Annotated in this window: 22 protein-coding genes; 14 read left to right on the top strand and 8 right to left on the bottom strand. The window is 66.5% G+C overall.

The genetic code is table 11. The features are described from left to right. Nucleotides 1–8: 8 nt before the first annotated feature. Nucleotides 9–1,799, bottom strand: a complete 1,791-nt coding sequence (locus JY500_RS05520; protein WP_206255383.1) for a glutamine--tRNA ligase/YqeY domain fusion protein — start codon at nt 1,797–1,799, stop codon at nt 9–11. 244 nt (nt 1,800–2,043) lie between these two features. Between JY500_RS05520 and JY500_RS05515 the strand changes: the two genes are divergently transcribed. Further along, complete coding sequence (locus JY500_RS05515) at nt 2,044–4,170, top strand: putative bifunctional diguanylate cyclase/phosphodiesterase (protein ID WP_172203736.1); 2,127 nt, start codon at nt 2,044–2,046, stop codon at nt 4,168–4,170. A gap of 62 nt (nt 4,171–4,232) precedes the next feature. Here JY500_RS05515 and JY500_RS05510 read toward each other — a convergent pair whose 3' ends face one another. Beyond that, nucleotides 4,233–4,937, bottom strand: coding sequence for a DUF3379 family protein (locus JY500_RS05510; protein ID WP_206255381.1), 705 nt, complete (start codon nt 4,935–4,937; stop codon nt 4,233–4,235). Continuing rightward, nucleotides 4,934–5,446 carry a sigma-70 family RNA polymerase sigma factor gene (locus tag JY500_RS05505; protein ID WP_172203732.1) on the bottom strand — a complete coding sequence of 171 codons (513 nt, stop codon included), beginning with the start codon at nt 5,444–5,446 and terminating at the stop codon, nt 4,934–4,936. Before JY500_RS05505 ends, JY500_RS05510 begins: the two co-directional genes overlap by 4 nt. Nucleotides 5,447–5,556: 110 nt before the next feature. Between JY500_RS05505 and JY500_RS05500 the strand changes: the two genes are divergently transcribed. Continuing rightward, the gene (locus JY500_RS05500; protein WP_206255380.1) at nt 5,557–5,874 is read left to right on the top strand and encodes a TfoX/Sxy family protein; all 318 of its coding nucleotides are present in this window, start codon (nt 5,557–5,559) and stop codon (nt 5,872–5,874) included. Here the strand turns inward: JY500_RS05500 and JY500_RS05495 are convergent. Continuing rightward, complete coding sequence (locus tag JY500_RS05495; RefSeq protein WP_206255378.1) at nt 5,853–6,419, bottom strand: DUF2087 domain-containing protein; 567 nt, start codon at nt 6,417–6,419, stop codon at nt 5,853–5,855. The two genes, JY500_RS05500 and JY500_RS05495, sit on opposite strands and share 22 nt — an antisense overlap. Nucleotides 6,420–6,672: 253 nt before the next feature. Here JY500_RS05495 and crcB point away from each other — a divergent pair, with 253 nt between their 5' ends. From crcB to JY500_RS05480, 3 genes are all read left to right on the top strand, one after another. Then, nucleotides 6,673–7,056: a fluoride efflux transporter CrcB gene (gene crcB, locus JY500_RS05490; RefSeq protein ID WP_206255376.1), complete on the top strand. Its 384-nt coding sequence runs from the start codon at nt 6,673–6,675 to the stop codon at nt 7,054–7,056. 10 nt (nt 7,057–7,066) lie between these two features. Next, nucleotides 7,067–7,381: a DUF190 domain-containing protein gene (locus JY500_RS05485; protein WP_172203724.1), complete on the top strand. Its 315-nt coding sequence runs from the start codon at nt 7,067–7,069 to the stop codon at nt 7,379–7,381. 269 nt (nt 7,382–7,650) lie between these two features. After that, nucleotides 7,651–8,325 (top strand): EF-hand domain-containing protein, encoded by a 675-nt coding sequence (locus tag JY500_RS05480; protein ID WP_206255374.1) that lies wholly within the window; start codon nt 7,651–7,653, stop codon nt 8,323–8,325. A 39-nt stretch (nt 8,326–8,364) separates the two neighbouring features. Here JY500_RS05480 and JY500_RS05475 read toward each other — a convergent pair whose 3' ends face one another. Then, on the bottom strand, nt 8,365–8,967 hold the full coding sequence (locus JY500_RS05475) for a LysE/ArgO family amino acid transporter (RefSeq protein ID WP_172203720.1): 603 nt from the start codon (nt 8,965–8,967) through the stop codon (nt 8,365–8,367). 514 nt (nt 8,968–9,481) lie between these two features. On the opposite strand from JY500_RS05475, the gene adh reads away from it, so the two are divergent. The 4 genes from adh (at nt 9,482) to JY500_RS05455 (ending at nt 14,934) form a co-directional block, all read left to right on the top strand. Next, on the top strand, nt 9,482–11,002 hold the full coding sequence (gene adh, locus JY500_RS05470; protein WP_206255372.1) for an aldehyde dehydrogenase: 1,521 nt from the start codon (nt 9,482–9,484) through the stop codon (nt 11,000–11,002). 351 nt (nt 11,003–11,353) lie between these two features. Continuing rightward, nucleotides 11,354–13,264: a sigma-54-dependent Fis family transcriptional regulator gene (locus tag JY500_RS05465; RefSeq protein WP_206255370.1), complete on the top strand. Its 1,911-nt coding sequence runs from the start codon at nt 11,354–11,356 to the stop codon at nt 13,262–13,264. Nucleotides 13,265–13,332: 68 nt separating this feature from the next. Further along, nucleotides 13,333–14,262 carry a LysR family transcriptional regulator ArgP gene (locus JY500_RS05460; RefSeq protein WP_206255368.1) on the top strand — a complete coding sequence of 310 codons (930 nt, stop codon included), beginning with the start codon at nt 13,333–13,335 and terminating at the stop codon, nt 14,260–14,262. A 144-nt stretch (nt 14,263–14,406) separates the two neighbouring features. Then, entirely contained in the window at nt 14,407–14,934 is a 528-nt protein-coding gene (locus JY500_RS05455; RefSeq protein ID WP_206255367.1) for a hypothetical protein, read from the top strand. On the opposite strand, the gene JY500_RS05450 is transcribed toward JY500_RS05455, so the two are convergent. After that, on the bottom strand, nt 14,880–16,250 hold the full coding sequence (locus JY500_RS05450) for a TrpB-like pyridoxal phosphate-dependent enzyme (RefSeq protein ID WP_206255365.1): 1,371 nt from the start codon (nt 16,248–16,250) through the stop codon (nt 14,880–14,882). The two genes, JY500_RS05455 and JY500_RS05450, sit on opposite strands and share 55 nt — an antisense overlap. 248 nt (nt 16,251–16,498) lie before the next feature. On the opposite strand from JY500_RS05450, the gene JY500_RS05445 reads away from it, so the two are divergent. Then, nucleotides 16,499–16,678, top strand: a complete 180-nt coding sequence (locus tag JY500_RS05445; protein WP_172203708.1) for a hypothetical protein — start codon at nt 16,499–16,501, stop codon at nt 16,676–16,678. Nucleotides 16,679–16,716: 38 nt separating this feature from the next. On the opposite strand, the gene JY500_RS05440 is transcribed toward JY500_RS05445, so the two are convergent. Both JY500_RS05440 and JY500_RS22285 read right to left on the bottom strand, forming a co-directional pair. Further along, complete coding sequence (locus tag JY500_RS05440; RefSeq protein WP_206255363.1) at nt 16,717–17,865, bottom strand: GGDEF domain-containing protein; 1,149 nt, start codon at nt 17,863–17,865, stop codon at nt 16,717–16,719. 116 nt (nt 17,866–17,981) lie between these two features. Continuing rightward, nucleotides 17,982–18,107, bottom strand: coding sequence for a hypothetical protein (locus JY500_RS22285; RefSeq protein WP_281391247.1), 126 nt, complete (start codon nt 18,105–18,107; stop codon nt 17,982–17,984). A 101-nt stretch (nt 18,108–18,208) separates the two neighbouring features. On the opposite strand from JY500_RS22285, the gene JY500_RS05435 reads away from it, so the two are divergent. The 4 genes from JY500_RS05435 to JY500_RS05420 are packed head-to-tail and all read left to right on the top strand — an operon-like array spanning nt 18,209 to nt 20,750. Beyond that, nucleotides 18,209–18,391 carry a hypothetical protein gene (locus JY500_RS05435; RefSeq protein ID WP_172203706.1) on the top strand — a complete coding sequence of 61 codons (183 nt, stop codon included), beginning with the start codon at nt 18,209–18,211 and terminating at the stop codon, nt 18,389–18,391. A gap of 29 nt (nt 18,392–18,420) precedes the next feature. Continuing rightward, nucleotides 18,421–18,834: a YccF domain-containing protein gene (locus JY500_RS05430; RefSeq protein WP_206255361.1), complete on the top strand. Its 414-nt coding sequence runs from the start codon at nt 18,421–18,423 to the stop codon at nt 18,832–18,834. A 36-nt stretch (nt 18,835–18,870) separates the two neighbouring features. Continuing rightward, nucleotides 18,871–19,503 (top strand): glutathione S-transferase family protein, encoded by a 633-nt coding sequence (locus JY500_RS05425; protein WP_206255359.1) that lies wholly within the window; start codon nt 18,871–18,873, stop codon nt 19,501–19,503. Next, nucleotides 19,500–20,750 (top strand): lanthionine synthetase C family protein, encoded by a 1,251-nt coding sequence (locus JY500_RS05420; protein WP_206255358.1) that lies wholly within the window; start codon nt 19,500–19,502, stop codon nt 20,748–20,750. The genes JY500_RS05425 and JY500_RS05420 overlap by 4 nt, the downstream gene beginning before the upstream one ends. Nucleotides 20,751–20,768: the final 18 nt, after the last annotated feature.

Genomic DNA, 20,768 nt, shown 5'->3' with positions numbered 1-20,768 from the left:
ACGAGGGCTCACTTACCCCAGCTGTCCTTCAGCCCAACCGCCAGGTTGAAAACCGGCTTGCCCACCACCGAATCCTTGCGGTCGGCAACAAAGTAGCCGTGGCGTTCGAACTGGAAGATGTCGCCCGGCTGCGCGACGGCGAGGCCCGGTTCTAGGTAGGCGGTGATCACGCGCTTGGAGTTCGGGTTCAGCGCTTCGAGGAAGTCGCGGCCGCCAGCGTCTGGCTGGGCTTCGGTGAACAGGCGGTCGTAGAGGCGCACTTCGGTTGCCACGCCTTCCGAGGCCGAGACCCAGGTGATGACGCCCTTGACCTTGATGCTGTCGGCGCCCGGCGTGCCGCTCTTGGTGTCCGGCACCAGCTTGGCCAGCACGGCCGTCACATTGCCTTCGGCATCCTTCTCGCAGCCGGTGCATTCGATGATGAAGCCGTACTTCAGGCGCGCCATGTTGCCGGGGAAAAGGCGGCGGAAGCCCTTGGGTGGCACTTCTTCGAAGTCCTCGCGCTCGATCCACAGCTCGGGCGTGAGGTTGAACTTGCGTTCGCCGAATTCCGGGTGGTGCGGATGGGCCGGGGCCGAGCAGGGTTCGACCTTGCCGGCGCCGATCACGTCGTCCCAGTTCGTGAGCTTGAGCTTGAGCGGGTCGATCGCGGCCATCGCGCGCGGCGCCTTGGCTTCGAGGTCTTCACGCAAGCAGCCTTCGAGCACCGAATAGTCAATCCAGGTGTTGTGCTTGCTCGCACCCGTGCGCTCCGCGAGCATCTGCAGGCTCTGCGGCGTGTAGCCGCGGCGGCGCAGGCCGACGATGGTGGGCATGCGCGGGTCATCCCAGCCATCGACGATCTTCTCGTCCACCAGCTGCTTCAACTTGCGCTTGCTGGTGATGATGTAGGTGAGGTTCAGCCGCGCGAATTCGTACTGCTTCGGCAGCGGGTCGGCAAGCAGGCCTGCGTCGCGCAGGTGTTCGAGCAGCCAGTCGTAGAACGGGCGCTGGTCTTCGAACTCCAGCGTGCAGATCGAGTGCGTGATGCGTTCGAGCGCGTCTTCGATCGGGTGCGCGAAGGTGTACATCGGGTAGATGCACCAGGCGTTGCCGGTGGCGTGGTGCTCGGCAAAGCGGATGCGGTAGATCGCCGGGTCGCGCAGGTTGATGTTCGGCGAGGCCATGTCGATCTTGGCGCGCAGGATCATGCTGCCTTCGGCGTGCTTGCCCGCGCGCATCTCGCGGAACAGGCGCAAGTTCTCTTCGACCGAGCGATCACGCCAGGGCGAATTCTTGCCCGGCTCGGTCAGCGTGCCGCGGTTGGCGCGCATCTCGTCCGGCGTCTGCTGGTCAATGTAGGCGTGGCCCCGCTCGATCAGTGCTTCCGCCGCGCGGTACATGAACTCGAAGTAGCTGCTGGCGTAGAACAGGTGGTTGGTGCCGTTCTGCTCCCAGCCGAAACCAAGCCACTTCACCGCATCGAGAATCGAGTCGACGTATTCCTGCTCTTCCTTCTCCGGGTTGGTGTCGTCGAAGCGCATGTGGCAGACACCGCCGAAATCACGCGCCAGGCCGAAGTTCAAGCAGATCGACTTGGCATGGCCAATGTGCAGATAGCCATTGGGCTCCGGCGGGAAGCGGGTGCGGATCTTTGCCGGATCAGGCTGGCCGGCGCCGTGATGGGCGGCATCGCCGGGCGAACCCGCCCAGTTGCGATGGGCGTAGGTGCCGGCTTCGAGGTCGCGCTCGATGATGTTGCGCAGGAAGTTCGCGGCCGGCGCTGCGGCCGGGGTGTTCTTGTCGTTGGGCGTGCTCACGGCGGATGCGGAATCTGGATTCGGAAACCGTGATTGTAACGGCTCCCCGGCCTGTGCCCGCGTATGTGACAAACGCCTCGCCAACGCTTACTCAGGATCAATCCGCACGCAATTGGCATCGCTATAGTGCAAAGCACATGATCTACGCGTAAAGTTCAGCCCGAACCCGCTCCACCATTCGCTTCCTGATGCCAATTACAAAACAACCGGCCCAAGCGGGCTCTCGCGCCCCACAAGGTGTGCGATGACGCCGGTCATAGCCAGCGCCCGTGTGCTGGTCGTCGATGACGACCTCACCACGCGCTCGATCGCGATGGCCGCGCTCAAGGACGCCGGATTCGAGCCCTTTGAGGCCAGCGATGGCGTTGAAGCACTCGAACGCTTTACCGAGCTGCAGCCCGAACTGATCCTGCTTGACCTGATGATGCCGCGGCTCGACGGCTTCGAGACCGCGCGTCGCCTGCGCCGCACGCCGGGTGGCGAACGCGTGCCGGTGATCGTGATGACCGGGCTGGAAGATTCCGGCGCGATCGAACAGGCCTACCAGGCCGGCGCGACCGATTTCATCTCCAAACCGATCAACTGGATGCTGCTGCGCCACCGCATCCTCTACGTGCTGCGCTCGGCGCGCGCGATGGATGAACTGGCCAAGAGCGAATCCAACCTGGCCGATGCACAGCGCATTGCACGCCTGGGCAGCTGGGAATGGCATCTGCGCGAAGGCTATGTGCGGCGCTCGGAGCAGTTCTTCGCACTCTTCGGCGACGACCCGGTAGCCTTCCCGCCGGCGATGGATGCGGTGCTTGAACGCGTCTATCCGCAGGATCGCACGATCGTGCGCGAGGCCTACTCGCAGGGCAAGCGTGGCCAACCCTTCCGCATTGAATACCGCATCGTGCGGCACGATGGCGCGCTGCGCACGGTACTGGAACAAGCCGAACCGATCGCCGCATCGGACGGCGCAGTGACCCGCCTGCAGGGCACGACGCAGGACATCACCGAACAGGTCGAGGCCGAGAAGCGTATCCGCTACCTCGCCTACTACGACAGCCTCACCGGGCTACCCAACCGCCAGTACTGTCGCGAACTGCTGAAGCAGACGCTGCGTCGCGCCACGCGTGCCCGCCACTGGGTGGCGGCGATGGTGGTCGATGTCGACCGATTCGGCCGCATCAACGAAAGCCTCGGCCAGAGCGTCGGCGACCAGGTTTTGCAGGTCGTCGCGCGGCGGCTGTCCGAAGCCGTCGCAGCCCTGCCCGGCCGCGAAGACACCCGCTCCACCGCCGCGGTGGTCGCGCGCATCGGCGGCGACCAGTTCGTCGTCTTCGTCGACGGCGCGCCGGCCGGTGAATCACCCGAAGCGATCAGCGCGCGCCTGCTCGACGCAGTGCGCAAGCCGATCCTGCTATCGGCCACCGAAGTCGCACTGACCGCCAGCATCGGCCTCGCCGTGTTCCCCGAGCATGCCGACGATGCCGACGCCCTGCTCAAGTGCGCAGACATGGCGGTGAGCCTCGCAAAGCGCGAGAACCGCGACGCGGTGCGTTCCTTCTCGCAGGATCTGCGTGTCGCCGCCGAATTGCGACTGGCGCTCGAAAACGAAATGCGCAAGGCCCTCGAACAGGGCGAATTCGAGTTGCACTTCCAGCCGGTCATTTCCTGGCCGGAAGGCACCGTACTCGCGGCCGAGGCGCTGATCCGCTGGCGCCACCCGAAGCGCGGCCTGCTCGCGCCGGGCGAGTTCATTCCGCTTGCGGAAGAAACCGGGCTCATCGTCGAGATCGGCGAATGGGGCCTGCAGGCCGCTTGCAAGCAGATGGCAGCCTGGGTTGCGCAAGGCGTGGCGCCGCATGCCGTTGCGGTGAACCTGTCGGGCATCAGCTTCCGCCATGTGCGACTGCTGTCGGCCGTCAGCAGCGCGCTGGCCGCTGCCGGCCTGCCGGCAAACCGGCTCGAACTGGAAATGACCGAGAGCGTGCTGATGCGCGACGTGGAACTCACCTACGAGATCCTCGCCGAGCTCAAACGCATGGGCGTGCGGCTGATGGTGGACGACTTCGGCACCGGCTATTCGTCGCTCGCCTACCTCAAGCGCTTCCCGATCGATGTACTGAAGATCGACCGCTCCTTCGTCAAGGATCTGGATCGCGACAGCTCGGATGCCGCGATCACGTCGGCGGTGATGGCGATGTCGCAGGAACTGGGGCTCGCCGTGGTGGCCGAGGGCGTTGAAACCGAAGCGCAGGCCGCTGCATTGGCGCGGCGCGGCTGCAAGGCGATGCAGGGCTTCCTGTTCGCACGCCCGCTGCCTGCGGCCGACTTCATCGAGTGGACCCAACGCGGCTGGCCGCGTGCGATGAAGTCCGCCTGAAGCCCTGCCCGCGCTACAGAACGCCCGCCCGGCCAAGCCGCGCGGGCGTTTTTCATGGCGCCTCAGATCTTCCAGCGCACGTTGTCGCGCACCGCAGCCGCCATCGCCGCAACAGCCGCATCGTTCTCGGCCACGATCGCGATATGCCCGCGCCCGGCAGGTTCGGCAAGCGCGCGGTAGCCCTGCATCGTGCCAGTCTGTGGCACATGCACCTTGTCACCCGGAATCAGGAACAGCGACACCATGCCCTTGTCGGTATCCAGCACCACATGCCAGCCGGTACCTTCCGGCCCCGGGCACAGCTTCATGTAGCGCACATGACCGAGCGAGTGCGTCAGCTCGCCGCCGAAATGCGCGAGCACTGCGCGGAACTGATCGGGGTCGGCCAAGCGCGCGGTGGAGAAGGATTCCGGCTCGTGCATCACATGCTCGATCGCAAAACGCGGCGCGTCGTAACGGCCGTGCCCCTGCCACACCGAAACACCAAGCCCGATGCTCAGCACCACCGACGCCGCCACGGCCCAGGCACGCCAGGGCATCTGGCGGCGGCCGCTGACGGCGAGCAGGATGCGCTCGTCGAGACCTTCCGGCACCGGCACATCCAGCACACGGGCGATTCGCGCCTCCTGTGCGTCGATGCGGCGCGCAAACAGGCGGCAAGCGTCGCAGCCGGCTTCGTGGGCGCGGGCTTCGGCGGAGATGCGTTGCGGATCGGCGAGTTTCGCGCGCCGGTACGCGAGGCAGTTCATTTCAGTGGGCGCGTTCATGCGTGTCCTCTTTTCTGATCGGCCGGCGTGCCCTCCAGCAAACCGCGCAACGCCTGACGCGCGCGGGTCAACCTGACCATGATGGCCCCTTCGGTGGTGTCCAGTTGCTGCGCGATCTCGGCACACGAAAACCCGCCCAGCGTCTGCAGCAGAAAGGGTTCGCGCAGCGACAAGGGCAGGCTGCCGATCAGTTGTTCCATCTCATAGAGCGCGATCGGCGAATGCTCGGCCGGCAGGTCGAGATCTTCCGGCGCCTCGTCGGCATAGTCGAACTGCTTGCGCTCGTAGAGTCGTGCATGCTCGTTGCGCAGGATCTGTAACAGCCAGGGCTTCGGATTGTCCTTGTCGCGCAGGCTTTCCCATGCGTTCCATGCGCGGGTGCAAGTCTCCTGCACCAACTCCTCGGCAACGAAGCGGTCACGGCAGAGCCAGAAGGCGAAGCGATAGAGATCCGCGCTATAGGCACGGACCACACGTTCGAAATGGCGTTGGCGAAGCATCAGCAGCATGGCGCTTCCAGTAGGTTCTGCCCGAGCAGACCGGGGGCCGGCCGCAAACCTTACATCGCGTGATCAATGCGGTCGGGGCAGCAAGGCAATTTGCCGCCTAAACTGCGGCCATGTCACCCACTGCTTCGCCCGACGCCACGCCTGATGCCTTGCGCAACCTCGGCCCGCGCTCACGCGAGATGCTGGCTGCGGCGGGCATTCACTCGATCGCGGACCTGACCGCGCGCGGCGCCGTGCGGGCTTGGGACGATGTGCGGCGGGCGGGCCAGCCGGCCAGCCTGAATCTGCTGTGGGCGCTGGTCGGCGCGCTGGACGGCCGCGACTGGCGCGATGTGGCGCGGAACGACCGCCTCGACCTGCTGATGCAGATCGAGGCCATCGCAGAAGCGCGCAAGGCGCTATCGGATCAGGACACCGACGCGCCCTGAGCAAGCGGGCGCGCGCGGCGGCAGATATCCGACACCAGCGCCGCATGGGCGTCCGGTACCGGTTGCTCGACGCGGCGATAGACGCGGCCATCCGGCGTGCGGGCCAGCAGGCCATGATTGACCAGCTCGCGCCGAATCAGCACATAGTCCTCGAACCCCAGCGCAGCCTGGATCCAGCCGTTCACGTCGCGCTCATTCATCGCAATGCGCGCAGGCAGTTGCGCCCACACGCCGAGCACGCACGGCAAGCGGTGGCCGGCTTTGGTGGGCCAACGCAGCAGGCGACCGCTCGCATCAAAGTAGCGCAGCAGCGCCGTCTGGTCCTTCGGCGGGGGCGGTGCTTCCGGTTGCGGCCGCGCTGTCGGCACCGTGTGGCGGTGTTCCGCGCGATAGCTCTGGTAGTTGCGATAGCCGGTAGCGCGCGACAGTGCGTTGAGCAACTGCAGATGGCCGGGTGGCCCGTCGATCTCGGCAAGCTGGCGAGCAAGCGAACGGGCGAGTGCCGAGATGTCGTCGGCGTAGTAAGGCAGGGTAGTACGGGACACGATCAATCCTTTCATCGTGCCGGCCCCGGATTCGGGGTGTCGGTGGTCGCCGTTCCGACGCGGCACAGGACGCGCGTCAGGGTGTGGTACGTGGCAGGTTTAGCTTCCCTTGCGGGGGCGACGCCTCGGTGATCTGCCGACCGGGGCCGGAGTATGCCGCGTGCAGCGCCGCCCGGCAAGCTTGATCAGCACGCCTCGGCAGTACAATCGCCCCAAGGCCCGCGCGCTAAGGGCCTGACCTGATGGAGCTTCCATGCTGTATTCGATTCTTGCGATCAGCCTTGGCGCCGCCGCCGGCGCGGTGTTGCGCTGGCTGCTCGGCACCTCGCTCAACGCGCTGTTTCCCACGGTGCCGCCGGGCACGCTGGCGGCCAATCTGATCGGCGGTTATCTGATCGGCGTGGCGATCGTGTTCTTCGCCGATCAGCCGGGCCTCGCCCCCGAATGGCGGCTGTTCGTGATCACCGGCTTCCTTGGTGGCTTGACCACTTTCTCCACCTTTTCGGCCGAAGTTACCACCCTGCTGCAGCAGGGGCGGCTCGCCTGGGCGCTCGGCGCGGTGTCGATCCACGTGGCCGGTTCGCTGTTGATGACGCTCGCCGGCATGGCCAGCGTCGGGCTGCTCAAACGCTTGTAAGGAGACCACCATGCAAGGCGTGCTGCTGAACTTCTACACCGAACAGAACCGCAAGCATCACGGCCGCCCGCTCGCCGACTGGTTGCTCGACGAGGCGCGCCGCCTCGGCGTAACGGGCGCTACGGTGCTGCACGCGGCCGAAGGCTTTGGCCGCGCGGGGCGGCTCCACGCCGCGCACTTCTTCGAACTCGCCGACCAGCCGGTGGAGGTTTCGATGGCCGTCTCGCCAGCGGATGCCGATCGCGTGATGGCGCGCCTGCGCGAGGAAGGCATCAAGCTCTTCTACGTGCGGATCCCGGTGGAGTTCGGCACCACGGCCGACTAGCTGATCCACACCGTCGGCGGCATTCGCTGCCGGGGGCCACTCTTCCTTGCCGGCGCAGCGGCAGATCTTGCCGCTGCAGCGTGCGCTGACCTCGCTCGTTTCCCCGAGACCCAGCGGCAAAACCGTGGCGTGAACTGCGACCGGACCGTACGCATCTGGTAATAACCATGACTGCATTCTGGTGTGGAACTGGCGTGTACAGGTCATAACTGCCCGCCCGGCAGCGGCCGCCCATCGCAGGCGCGGCAACCCACACGGAGGAGCACACCATGAGCATCAGCGGCATTTCATCCGGCGCCAGCCAGTTCGCCAGTGCGCTGTTTTCGAAGATCGACACACGCCAGCAGGGCTACATCTCGGAAGACGACCTCACGACCGCCTTCAGCATGGTCGACAAGGCGCGCGGCAAGAGCAGCAATATCGACGCGGCCGAGGTCTTCAAGCAGTTCGACAGCGACAGCGACGGAAAGGTCACGAAGGACGAATTCTCAAGCGCGATCGAGAACCTCGCTTCGCAGCTCGACCAGCAGTTGATGAGCTCGCGCATGGGCGGCCCAGGCGGGCCTGGTGCTGCCGGCGGCATGCCGCCCCCGCCGCCGAAGGACGACACCGGTTTCACGAAGGATCAGCTGAGCAGCCAGATCGAGGAAATCGGCAGCAAGGACAGCAAGCGCACCGACCTGCTGAACAAGATCGTCAACAACTTCGACGATGCGGACAGCGACGGTGACGGCAAGGTCAGCTTCAAGGAAGCGATGGCCTACGACAAATCGACGCAGGCCAGCGACAGCGGCACGACGTCGGACACCAGCAATACGAACGCGCAGGCCAACAGCGAGGCGCAGTTGATGATGAAGATCCTGCAACTGGCGCACGCTTACGGCACCTTCGGCACCGATCAGAACAGTGCCGGGGTCGCCAGCCTGCTCTCGACGCAGGCCTGATGCGACGCCAACGCCGGGGTGCCGTCGCGCCCCGGCAGGTCAGCGCAGCAGCGAGATCGCAATGATCCCCATGCCGACGCCGATCATCGCATCGAGCACCCGCCACGAGGCCGGCTTGGCGAACAACGGAGCCAGCCAGCGCGCGCCGTAGCCGAGCAGCATGAACCAGCTGACCGACGCCGCAATGCAGCCGAGCCAGAAGCCAACGCGGTCCAGCCCATGCTCACGCCCGCCGATCGAGCCGATCAGCACGATCGTGTCGAGATAGGCGTGCGGGTTGAGGTAGGTAAAGCCCAGCACCAGCACGATCGCCTGCTTCAGCGGCATCGGCGGCGCGTCAGCGGGCGTCAGTGCGTGCGCACTGAAGGCCGAGCGCAAGGAACGCAGGCCGTACCACATCAGGAACGCAGCACCACCCCAGGTCGCCACTTCCACCGCCACCGGGAAGTGTTCGATCACCTTGCCCATGCCGGTCACGCCGAGCCCGATCAGGAAGGCATCGGACAGCGCGCACACGAGAATCGTCGGCAGCACATGCTGCCGCGTGAGGCCCATCTTCAGCACATGCGCGTTCTGCGCGCCAATCGCCATGATCAGACCGGCGGTAACGAGAAAACCTTGAAAGATGACGTGGGTGTTCATGCTGCACCTGATCGCTCTGCTTGTTATCGAGGCCCGTCGATACGCCCGCCGCCGCGCGAGGCAGCAAGGAGAGGCGGCAACGCTGACCGGCACCGGATCGGTGTGCGGACGTATCGACTGCGTGGGCACTCGCGGCACCTTTGTAGGACCGCGGAGAACAGGATAGCGGCCGAAGCAGCATCGAATTAGCAATCTGAAATATGCAGACAGATCATTAGCATTGCTAATAGTTTGACCCGGCACCGCGCTCCCCTGACTTCCATGCTGTCTGAAAGCGAACGGACGTCGCTCGCACCGCTGCCGCTGTCCAGTCTTTGAACACGCGGTGTTCCATTACTGGACACCGCGGCACCCAAAACCCTCCACGCGCACTCAAGGCCAATCGGGGCGCAATGCCCGCCCGGCATGGGTTTCCGGCTGATCGAGCTGCGCCGCCCAAACGCTTGGCACGGGCACTGCACAGGTACGCCACGAGGCGAAGCAATCGCCCGCACACCTACAACAGGAGGAGACCATGACCTACGCACTGCCCGGCCAAGCTGGCGCGCCCGTCCAGTTCAAGCAGCGTTACGACAACTTCATCGGAGGCAAATGGGTGCCCCCGGTGCGTGGCGAATACTTCGACAACATCACGCCAATCACCGGCAAGCCCTTCTGCCAGGCAGCACGATCCGGCGCCGAGGACATCGAACTGGCGCTCGACGCCGCACACGCCGCCGCCGACAAGTGGGGGCGCACCTCGCCGGCCGAGCGTTCGAACATCCTGCTGAAGATCGCCGAGCGCATCGAGGCCAACCTCGAGCGCCTCGCCTATGCCGAGACGGTGGACAACGGCAAGGCGATCCGCGAGACGCTCAACGCCGACATCCCGCTCGCGGTCGATCACTTCCGCTACTTCGCCGGCGTGCTGCGCGCGCAGGAAGGCTCGATCAGCGAAATCGACGAGAACACCATCGCCTACCACTTCCATGAGCCGCTGGGTGTGGTCGGCCAGATCATCCCGTGGAACTTCCCGATCCTGATGGCCGCGTGGAAGATCGCGCCGGCGCTGGGCGCCGGCAACTGCGTGGTCCTGAAGCCCGCAGAATCGACGCCGATCAGCATCCTGGTACTGGTCGAACTGATCGCCGACCTGCTGCCGCCCGGCGTGCTCAACATCGTCAACGGCTTCGGCCGTGAAGCCGGCATGCCGCTCGCGACCAGCAAGCGCATCGCGAAGATCGCGTTCACCGGCAGCACCGCAACGGGCAAGGTGATCGCGCAGGCTGCCGCCGGCAACCTGATCCCGGCGACGCTGGAGCTGGGCGGCAAGTCGCCCAACATCTTCTTCGCCGACGTAGCGGCGCAGGACGACGACTTCCTCGACAAGGCGATCGAGGGCCTCGTGCTGTTCGCCTTCAACCAGGGCGAGGTCTGCACCTGCCCGTCGCGTGCGCTGATCCACGAATCGATGTACGACGAATTCATGGACCGCGTGCTGGCCCGCGTGCGCGCGATCAAGCAGGGCAACCCGCTTGATGCCGCGACGATGATGGGCGCACAGGCCTCGCAGATGCAGATGGACAAAATCCAGAGCTACCTCGCGCTGGGCAAGCAGGAGGGCGCAAGCTGCCTGATCGGCGGCGAACGGGCACAACTTGGCGGCGTGCTGGCAGAGGGCTACTACATCCAGCCGACGATGTTCCGCGGCCACAACAAGATGCGCATCTTCCAGGAGGAGATCTTCGGCCCGGTCGTGGCCGTGACCACCTTCAAGGACGAGGCGGAGGCGCTCGCAATTGCCAACGACACGGTCTACGGGCTCGGCGCAGGCGTGTGGACGCGCGACGCCAACACCGCCTACCGCATGGGCCGCGGCATCAAGGCCGGCCGGGTGTGGACCAACTGCTACCACGCCTATCCGGCGCACGCGACCTTCGGCGGCTACAAGGAATCGGGCATTGGCCGCGAGACGCACAAGATGATGTTGGACCACTACCAGCAGACGAAGAACCTGCTCGTCAGCTACTCCCCCAAGGCCCTGGGCTTCTTCTGAGAATCCGCCGCTCGGCTGCTGCGCCCGGCGATCTCGGGACTGCGGTGCTCGCCGTACCACTTGTACGGCTGCGCTCCTCCTCCCGACCTCGCCGCGCTCGCGACGCCGATCGACGGACTCTCGCTGGAAGAGCCGCGACTGTTGCGCGGCGAAAACTCGAATCGGGAAGCTCCATCCTTCCCTTGCGGGGGCGACTTGTCGCCCCTTCTTTTTCTGACACGGCTATCGGCCACACGGCGCGATCTGCTGCCAGCCCGAAAGCAGCCGCGGCAGTGCGCGCGCCGGCTCGTAAGCTGCGCGAAGGCTTGACCGACCATGCTGCCTGCCCCAGATCCGCCACGAGGTGATCCGATGCCCCTGCCCGCCACGCTCGACGCCCACCGCCAACGCCTCGCACAAGCCCGCGAACTGGCCTTCGTACAGGGCGAGCGGCCGGATACGCTGGTCGGCGAGGAAGTGCTGGCCTCGTGGCAACGCAGCAGCGCTGCTGGGCTCTCGCCGGACGTGCCGAAGCCACCTGCGCTGGTACCGCAGCCGCGACTGCGCGAGGCGCATGAGCGCAACGGCCAGCTGATCGCGCTGGCGCAGCCCGTGATCGACACCGTCGCGCGGCAGATCCGCGACAGCGCCTCGACCCTGATCCTCGCAGACGCCAATGGGCTGATCCTGCGCTCGCTCGGCGATGCAGACTTCCTCTCGCGTGCCGAGCGCGTCGCGCTGTGCCCCGGCGCGGACTGGAGCGAAACACAGCGTGGCACCAACGCGATCGGCACCGTGCTGGCCACCTCGCGCGCGCTGGAGATCGTCGGCGGCGAACACTTCCTCGCCCACAACACCCAACTCACCTGCAGCGCCGCCCCGCTGTTCGACCCCACCGGCCGGCTCGTCGGCGTGTTCGACATCTCCGGCGACTACCGCGCCTACCAACCCCACACGCTGGGGCTTGCGCGCATGGCGGCGCAGTGGATCGAGCAGCGCCTGTTCGAAGCGGATTTCTCGCGCCACCTGCTGCTCGCCTTCCATCCGGAAGTCGACTACGTCGGCGTGCTCGGCGAAGGCGTCATCGCGGTCCGAGAAGACGGCGCGGTGCTCGGCGCCAACCCCGCCGCGCTGGCGATCCTCGGCCTGCGCCGGCGCGCGCTAGACGGACTCGGCTTTGCACAGTTGTTCGAACAACCGCTCGCGCGGCTGCTCGATAGTGCCCGCCGGCATCCGGCTGCGCTGCATGAGCTCGATGCCCGCGGCGGCCTGCGGGTGTATGCCCGCCTGCGCGGCGAGCTGCCAGCGCCAAGCAGTAGCCCGGCCCGCACGCGCCCCGCGCCGCTGCCCCGCCGCCATGCGCCGGACCTCGACGAACTCGCCGCTGGCGATGCGACGATGGCTGCGCTGGTTACGCGCGCACGCAAGCTGCTGGCACACGACATACCGATCCTGATCCAGGGCGAATCCGGCGCCGGCAAGGAGATGCTGGCGCGCGCACTGCACGAAGCCGGGCCACGACGCGATCGCCCCTTCGTCGCGCTGAACTGTGCCGCGATCCCGGAATCGCTGATCGAATCGGAACTCTTCGGATACGAACCCGGCGCCTTCACCGGCGCGCGGCGCGAAGGCGCCGCCGGGCGCATCCAGCAGGCCGATGGCGGCACGCTGTTTCTCGATGAAATCGGCGACATGCCGCTGGCCTTGCAGGCCCGCCTGCTCAGGGTGCTGCAGGAACGCTGCGTGAGCCCGCTGGGCGGCGATCGCACGATCGCGGTGGATCTGCGGCTGATCTGCGCCACGCACCGGCGGCTGCGCGACGAAGTGGCGGGCGGCGGCTTCCGCGAAGACCTGTACTACCGGATCAACGGCCTCGCGCTGCAGCTGCCGGCGCTGCGCGAACGCAACGATCTGCCGCAACTGGTCAGCCGCCTGCTGCGTGAGGTGTCCGGCGGACGCGAGATCGGCGTCAGTGACGAGGTGCTGCGCGCGTTTGCGGCCTACAGCTGGCCCGGCAACCTGCGCCAGTTGCACAACGCGCTGCGCGTGGCGGTCGCCCTGCTCGACGAAGGCGAAACCACGATCAGCTTCGAGCACCTGCCAGACGACCTGCGCGAGGACATCGCACGGCCGGCGGCGCCCTCGGCTTTGGCGAACGACGCGCTGGCGCAGATCGAACGCGAGGCGGTGCGCCGCGTGCTGGCCGAGGCGGGTGGCAACGTATCGGCCGCCGCGCGCCGGCTCGGCATCAGCCGCACCACGCTGTACCGCAAGCTGCACTGAGCGCCACCGGCCAATTAGCCTGGCCGATGCGATTGCGCCAACATAAGCCGCGCTAATACACTGGGCGGATGAAGATCGATTTCGCCCTGCTCGAATGCTTGGAAGCGGTGGTTACCGAAGGCAGCTTCGAGAAAGCCGCCCGCACGCTGTCGATCACGCAATCCGCAGTGTCGCAGCGCATCCGGCAATTCGAACAGCAAGTCGGCGCGCCGCTGCTGTTCCGCACCCGCCCGGTCACCCCCACGCCCGCCGCACAGCCGCTGCTGCGCTTCGCGCGGCAGACCCAGCTGCTGGCGCTGGATGTATGGCCCGAGTTGCTCGAAACCGTGTCGCGCGGCCGCGTGCGCATCGCAGTGAACGCGGACAGCCTTGGCTCCTGGGTGCTGCCTGCGCTCGCCCCCTGGGCCGAACGCAACGCGGCGATGCTCGACTTCGTCGTGGACGACCAGGAACACACGCAGGAATGGCTGCGCAACGGCGAGGTGATCGGCTCGATCAGTTCCGACCCGGCGCCGGCGCACGGCTTCCGCTCGGTCGCCCTCGGGGTGATGCGCTACCGCTGCGTGGCCTCACCGGCCTTCATTGCGCGTTACCTGCCGCGCGGACTCGACCGCACGGTGATCCACCGCGCCCCGGCGCTGGTTTTCAACCGGCGCGATGCACTGCTGACCGAACACCTGCGGCGGCATTTGCGGATCAAGGAGCCCTACTTCCCGAACCACTTCGTGCCTGCCTACGAGGCCTTCCTGAGCGCTGCGCTACTGGGTTACGGCTACGGCCTGCTGCCGGAAGTGCAGTGCGCGCAGGCGCTGGCAAGCGGCAGCCTGGTGGACATCACGCCGAACACGCCGCTCACGGTGCCCTTGTACTGGCACACCTGGGGCCTTGCGACCGAACTGGTCAGCACACTCAGCGCAGCCCTGGTGGAGGGCGCTGCGCACGCGCTCGAGGCGATGCCGGCGCCAACCCGCGCCGCGCGCAAGACACCGCGCGCCTGACCCGGCGCGCCATTCGTTTGTCGGCGGCGGCCGTTCCACCGCCGTGGCCCGGCGGGTCAAATCGTGGCTTCAGCGGCGCCCTAAGCTGCAGGGCAGATCCAGCGCGCCCCGTTGCGCGGATCGGTCGCCAAGGAGCCACCCGCCATGCCGAAAACCCATGCCGCCCATACGCTGGAAATTGCAGCGCTGATCGAGTCGATCTGGGGCCCCGCGTTTGGTCGCACCGAATGTGCGACCGAATACAAGTACCACCACGTGAGTCGCTTCGGCCTGCACCTGCGGCTGCGCGGCCACGGCTTCCGGTATGCGGACGGCCTGCCCTGCGAGGGACACATCTGCTACATCGAGACCGGGATGGACGAAAAGATGCTGCACGCGGTTTCGATCAGCATGGACGTCGAATCGATGACACGCACGGCGCGCCGCCCGCAGGACGGCCTGTCGCTCGCAGAGGTGCTAATGGTGCATGGCGTGTTTCACGGTAGCCGCGACGCAAGCGAGCTGGCCGACGCCCACCTGCCTCCACCGCCGCCGCTTGGCCTCGCTGATCTGGTTGCGATCGAATCGACGCTGGGCATGCCGGGGGTGCCCTTGCCGCCCCCCGGCACGCAAAGGCCTCAGGCCACCGCAGGCAAGCCGGACAAGGCCATAGCCAGTTCAGCCTCGTCGTAGTCCTGGTCCACCAGGCCGCCCGAGAGGTAGTTCTGGTAGGCGGCCATATCGAAGTGACCATGACCCGACAGGTTGAACAGGATCGTCTCGGCACGGCCCTCGGCCTTGCAGCGCAGCGCTTCGTCAATCGCGCAGCGCACCGCATGGTTGGCCTCCGGCGCCGGCACGATGCCTTCGGCGCGCGCGAACATCACGCCGGCTTCAAAGCAGGCGGTCTGGTGGTAGGCGCGCGCCTCGATCAGGCCAAGCTCCTTCACATGGCTGACCAGCGGCGCCATGCCGTGGTAGCGCAAGCCGCCAGCGTGGAAGCCGGCGGGCGTGAAGGTCGAGCCAAGCGTGTGCATCTTCACCAGCGGCGTCAGGTGCGCGGTGTCGCCAAAGTCGTAGGCGTACTTGCCGCGCGTAAGGCTCGGGCAAGCGGCCGGCTCCACTGCGATGATGCGGCGCCGCTTCACGCTCGCACCGCCGCGCAGCTGCATGCCGATGAAGGGGAAGGCGATACCGGCAAAGTTGCTGCCGCCGCCGGTGCAGCCGATCACCACATCCGGGTCGTCGCCGGCCATCTCCAGCTGCAGCATGGCTTCTTCGCCGATGATGGTCTGGTGCAACAGCACATGGTTGAGCACCGAGCCGAGCGCGTACTTGGTGTCTTCGTTCAGCGCCGCCACCTCCACCGCTTCGGAGATCGCGATGCCGAGCGAGCCCAGGTGATTCGGGTTCTGCGCCAGCACCGCGCGGCCCGACTGCGTCTCGTTGCTGGGCGAGGCAACGCAGCGCGCGCCGTAGGTTTCCATCAGCGCGCGGCGGTAGGGCTTCTGGTCGTACGACACACGCACCTGGTAAATCGTGATGTCGAGCCCGAACAGGCTGCCGGCAAAGGCCAGCGAGCTGCCCCACTGGCCGGCGCCCGTTTCGGTGGCGAGCTTCTTCACACCGGCCTGGCCGTTGTACCAGGCCTGCGGCACCGCGGAGTTCGGCTTGTGGCTGCCAGCCGGCGACACGCCCTCGTACTTGAAGTAGATCTTGGCCGGCGTGCCCAGCGCTTTTTCGAGGCGGCGGGCACGGATCAGCGGGCTCGGGCGCCACAGGCGCAGCACCTCGCGCACCGGCTCCGGGATCTCGATGCGGCGTTCGGTCGACACTTCCTGCTCGATCAGCGCCATCGGGAACAGCGGCGCGAGATCCGCCGGGCCGATCGGCTGCTGCGTGGCCGGATGCAGCGGGGCTGGCGGCGGCACCGGCAGATCGGCGGCGATGTTGTACCAGTCCTTCGGCATCTGGTCTTCGCTCAGCAGGAACTTTGTCGTTTCGCTCATCCTTCTCACTCCTCCGGTTTCGCTATCGTGTTATCCGCTGGCACCGCCAGCGCCGGCAGGCATTCTGACCGATGGTGCTGACGCGTCTCTGACCTGCCTCATGCCCGTGCCATGCGCATCGGTTCATCGCGCGAATCTGCAGTTCATTCCCCGATCACGGCAGGCTGTCGCAGCACGCTCGCGAACCGGCACGGCAGCGTTCAATCTGCAGCCATCGAAAGACGACGCAGACAGGAAAGGAAGCCGCCATGAAAACCGCCGCCAGCCGTATCGCCACCCGAGCATTCGCAGCCCTGATCGCCGCCGCAGGCGTGGCGTTCAGCATCGGCGGCACGCTGTTTCTGATGAGTGCGCCGTCGCTCGAATACGCTGCAGCAAGCAGCATCGCGGCGCAGTCAACGCCGGTGGTGGTCGCGAGCCGCGACTAAGCGCGGTGCGGCCGGGTCGCCCCTGGCCGCCCGGCCTTTCACGCGGCGATGATGTCGGCCGCGCCAGCGACCGCGTAGTGACCCTTGCCTGATGTCTTGACGCGATACATCGCTACATCGGCTCGGTGGATCAGATCGGCGACCGTCATGCCATCGTAGGGAAACAGGCACAGGCCGATGCTCGCGCCGGTTTGAAGGCCGGGGGCGATCGACTGCATCGGGGCGCTGATCTGATCGAGCAGTTTGGTGGCGAGCGCTTTCGCGTCCGCCTCGCCGGCGATATCGCGCGCGATGACGAAGAATTCGTCACCGCCGATCCGCGCCACCGTATCGACCCCGCGTACCGCCGCCACCAGGCGGCTCCCCACCTCCCGCAGCACCTGGTCGCCCACCTTGTGGCCAAGCGTGTCATTGATCTGCTTGAAGCCATCAAGGTCGAGGAAGAAACCGCAGTTGATCTGACCGGTGCGTTGCGAGGCGGATATCGCCTGGGCAATCCGGTCGTAGAGCAGATCACGGTTGGGCAAACCGGTCAGCCCATCGTGCAGCGAGCGATCGAGATGATGCCGGCGCTCCTCGTCGAGCATGCGCTCGCGCAGGAACAGCAGACGACGCTGGCGCTCGGCGAGGTAGCCGGCCGAACCGCCGATCAGGTTGGCCGACACGATGAAGAAGTCGTGCCCCAGCAGCACATGCAGCGGGTAGCCCATCAGCGCGCCGAAGAACAGGTTGTAGCCGAGCAGCATCAGCAGATCCACGCCGAGCGCATAGATGAAGCGGGTGCCGACGAAGTTGTAGGTGTAGAAGGTCACCACCACCATCATCGGGTAGTAGTACGGCGCGCTTTCCAGCGGCAGATGGGTCTGCATCGCAATCAGGCCAACGCCCGCGGCGAGCCCGACCAAGGCCAATACCAGATGGGACGAGCGCGCGAACCAGGGTGTCAGCGAAAAGATCAGCACCACCAACGGCACGCAAAGCGCAGTGCCGCGCGCGACCCAGAGGTGTGCGACAACATCCGGGCTGACGAACCAGCGATCAAGCACGCCGTGCAGGATGTACACGAACATCCCGACCAGGATCGCCGCCTGCCCTTGGTGGCGCGTGCGGGCCCGCGTCGCTTCGAAGAATCCGTCCTCAAGATCCGCGTCGCGAAACCGCAGCGTCAGCGGGTGCATCACGGCCATCTGCTTCCCCCTCCCTCGGTGACGCCCGCCGCCCCGCAGTACGGGCGCCAGGCTGCGGTGTCGCGGTGATTCTCCCACGCCCGCGCTTGCCGGCAAAAGGGTGCCACAAGGCTCCCTCACCCCCAGCGCAACACACCGTCGGCGCGCTGCGCGCCGGCGCTGGCGGCAAGCTTCGGGCGGCTGCTGGATAGCGCCACACCGCCGCGACTGCCGTCCGTCCATCGCGCAAATCTGCAGTCCATTCCGCAACTGCTGCAGGCCATCGCAGCGCGCTCGCGACGCGACGTCGCGAAGTCCATTCTGCAGCCATCGAAAGACGACGCAGAGAGAAGAGGACAACGCCATGAAAACCACCGCCCCCCGCACCGCCACCCGCGCACTCGCAGCCCTGATCGCCGCCGCTGGCGTTACCTTCAGCATCGGCGGTACGCTGTTCCTCATGAGCATGCCGTCGCTTGAGTACGCTGCGGCAAGCGGCATCGCGGCGCAATCGGCGCCGGTCGTGGTCGCGACCAATCGCGACTGAACCTGCAGCCCCCGGAATGGAAACGCCCAATGCGATTGATCGGTAACCTGCTGTGGCTTGTGTTCGGTGGCCTGTGGATGGCACTCGGCTGGTTTCTCGCCGGAGCCATCTGCTTTCTCTCCATCATCGGCATCCCATGGGGGCGTGCCTGTTTCGTGATCGGCCAGCTGGCTTTCCTGCCCTTCGGTAACGAGGCGGTCGACCGCCGCGTCGTCACGCAACGCGAGGATATCGGCACCGGGATCCCCGGGGTGGTCGGCAACGTGCTTTGGTTCATCGTCGCCGGCTGGTGGCTGGCGCTAGGCCACCTGTTCCACGCGCTGCTGTGCTGCATCACGATCATCGGCATCCCGTTCGGGCTGCAGCACCTGAAACTCGCCGGACTCGCGCTGGCGCCGATCGGCAAGACCGTCGTGCAGCTGGACCGCACGCTCGCACGCTGATCCAATGGCGAAACCGCGATCTATCGGAACCGCATCATGCTGACGATTCTTGGCAAAGCGACATCGATCAACGTGCGCAAGGTGCTGTGGACCTGCGACGAGATCGGGATCCCCTTCGTGCGCGAAGACTGGGGCGCCGGTTTTCGCACCACTGACACCGCGGAATTCCGCGCGCTGAACCCGAACGCAATGGTGCCGGTGATCCGGGACGGCGACTTCGTGCTGTGGGAATCGAACACCATCTGCCGCTATCTCGCCGGTCAGCACGGCCGCACCAATCTGCTGCCCGCTGCGCCTCAGGCCCGCGCGCAGGTTGAAAAGTGGATGGACTGGCAGGCGACCGAACTCAACAACAGCTGGCGCTACGCCTTCATGTCGCTGGTGCGACAGCACCCCGATTACCAGGACGGCGAACGACTCGCGGCCGGTATTGCAGCATGGCACCACCACATCGGCATCCTGGAGCAGCAGCTCGCGCGGACCGGTGCTTATGCCGCGGGCGACAGCTTCACGCTGGCGGACGTGGTGCTGGGGCTATCGGTGCATCGCTGGTTCATGGCGCCGATACCGCCGACCTCGCGGCCAGTCTTCCCGGCCGTCGGTGCCTACTACGAACGCCTGAGCGAGCGGCCCGCCTTCATGCGCCACGGCCGCAACGGCACGCCATGAGCGGCCGAACCGACCACACCGATAGCCGTCTCGCGCTCTACGACCCAACCCGCCATGAAGCACTTCGGGCCAGCGCATGGGATGCGGTGCGCGCGCGCACAACGATCGACGAGATCGTCCGCGATGCGGAAGCGCACTTCTCGCCAGACCGCTACTGGCCGCTGCACCCGCGCGATCTTGCGCCCGACGACGATCCGAACCTGCCCGCCACCACGCTGTACTTCGGCGCCTGCGGCGTAATCTGGGCGCTGCACTACTTGCAGGCTCGCGGCGCCGCCCGCCTTGAGCGCGACTATCTCGACCAGCTCGACGCGCTGCGCGAGCGGAACCGTGCCTGGCTCGCATCAATCGGTAGTCAGGACTTCGCTGCCTACCTGATGGGCGATACGCCGATCCGGATGCTCGCGTACGGCGCAACGCGCAGCGAAGCGGATGCGAAGGCGCTCGCCACGCTGATCGACGACAACCGCGAGCACCCGGCGCGTGAACTGATGTGGGGCGCGCCCGGTACCTTGCTGGCCGCCCTGTGTCTCTACGAGCTCACCGGCGACGAGCGCTGGGCGGCGCAGTTTCGCGACACGGCGGCGGTGCTGTGGTCACAGCTTGAGTGGTCTGAGAAGCACGAATGCGCGTTCTGGACGCAGGACCTCTACGGACACCGCACAAACTACCTCGATGCGGTGCATGGATTTGTCGCGGCCGCGGCACCGATCTTGCGCGGCGCACACCTGCTGCCTGCCGCCGACCGCGACGCCTGGCTCAGCTGTATCGCCAACACCATGCAGCGTAGCGTCACCCGCGATGGGCCCTTCGCGAACTGGCGCGTTTTCCTCGACACGCCACCCGGACGCGCCCCCCTCTACCTGATGCAGTTCTGCCACGGCGCGCCGGGTTTCGTGATCTGTCTCGCCGATCACCCGGACGCGGCGCTCGACCCGCTGCTGCTTGCGGCCGGCGAAACGATCTGGAAGGCGGGCCCCCTCACCAAGGGTGCAAACCTGTGCCATGGCACAGGTGGCAACGGCTACGCCTTTCTGAAACTCTACCGACGCAGCGGTGACCCGGTCTGGCTGGAACGTGCGCGCGCGTTTGCGATGCATGGCATCGAACAGGTCGCCGCCGAACGCGAGCACTACGGCCACGGCCGCTACTCGCTGTGGACCGGCGACATCGGCTTCGCGATCTACCTCTGGGATTGCCTGCACGGCGCAGCGGCGTTTCCGACGCTGGATGTGTTCTACCCCTGAGCCAGGCGGCAGCGCGCA

This window comes from Niveibacterium microcysteis (assembly GCF_017161445.1).
GTDB lineage: Bacteria > Pseudomonadota > Gammaproteobacteria > Burkholderiales > Rhodocyclaceae > Niveibacterium > Niveibacterium microcysteis.
Note: the sequence above shows the minus strand (reverse complement) of the source record. Positions and strands in the feature narration are given on the sequence as shown.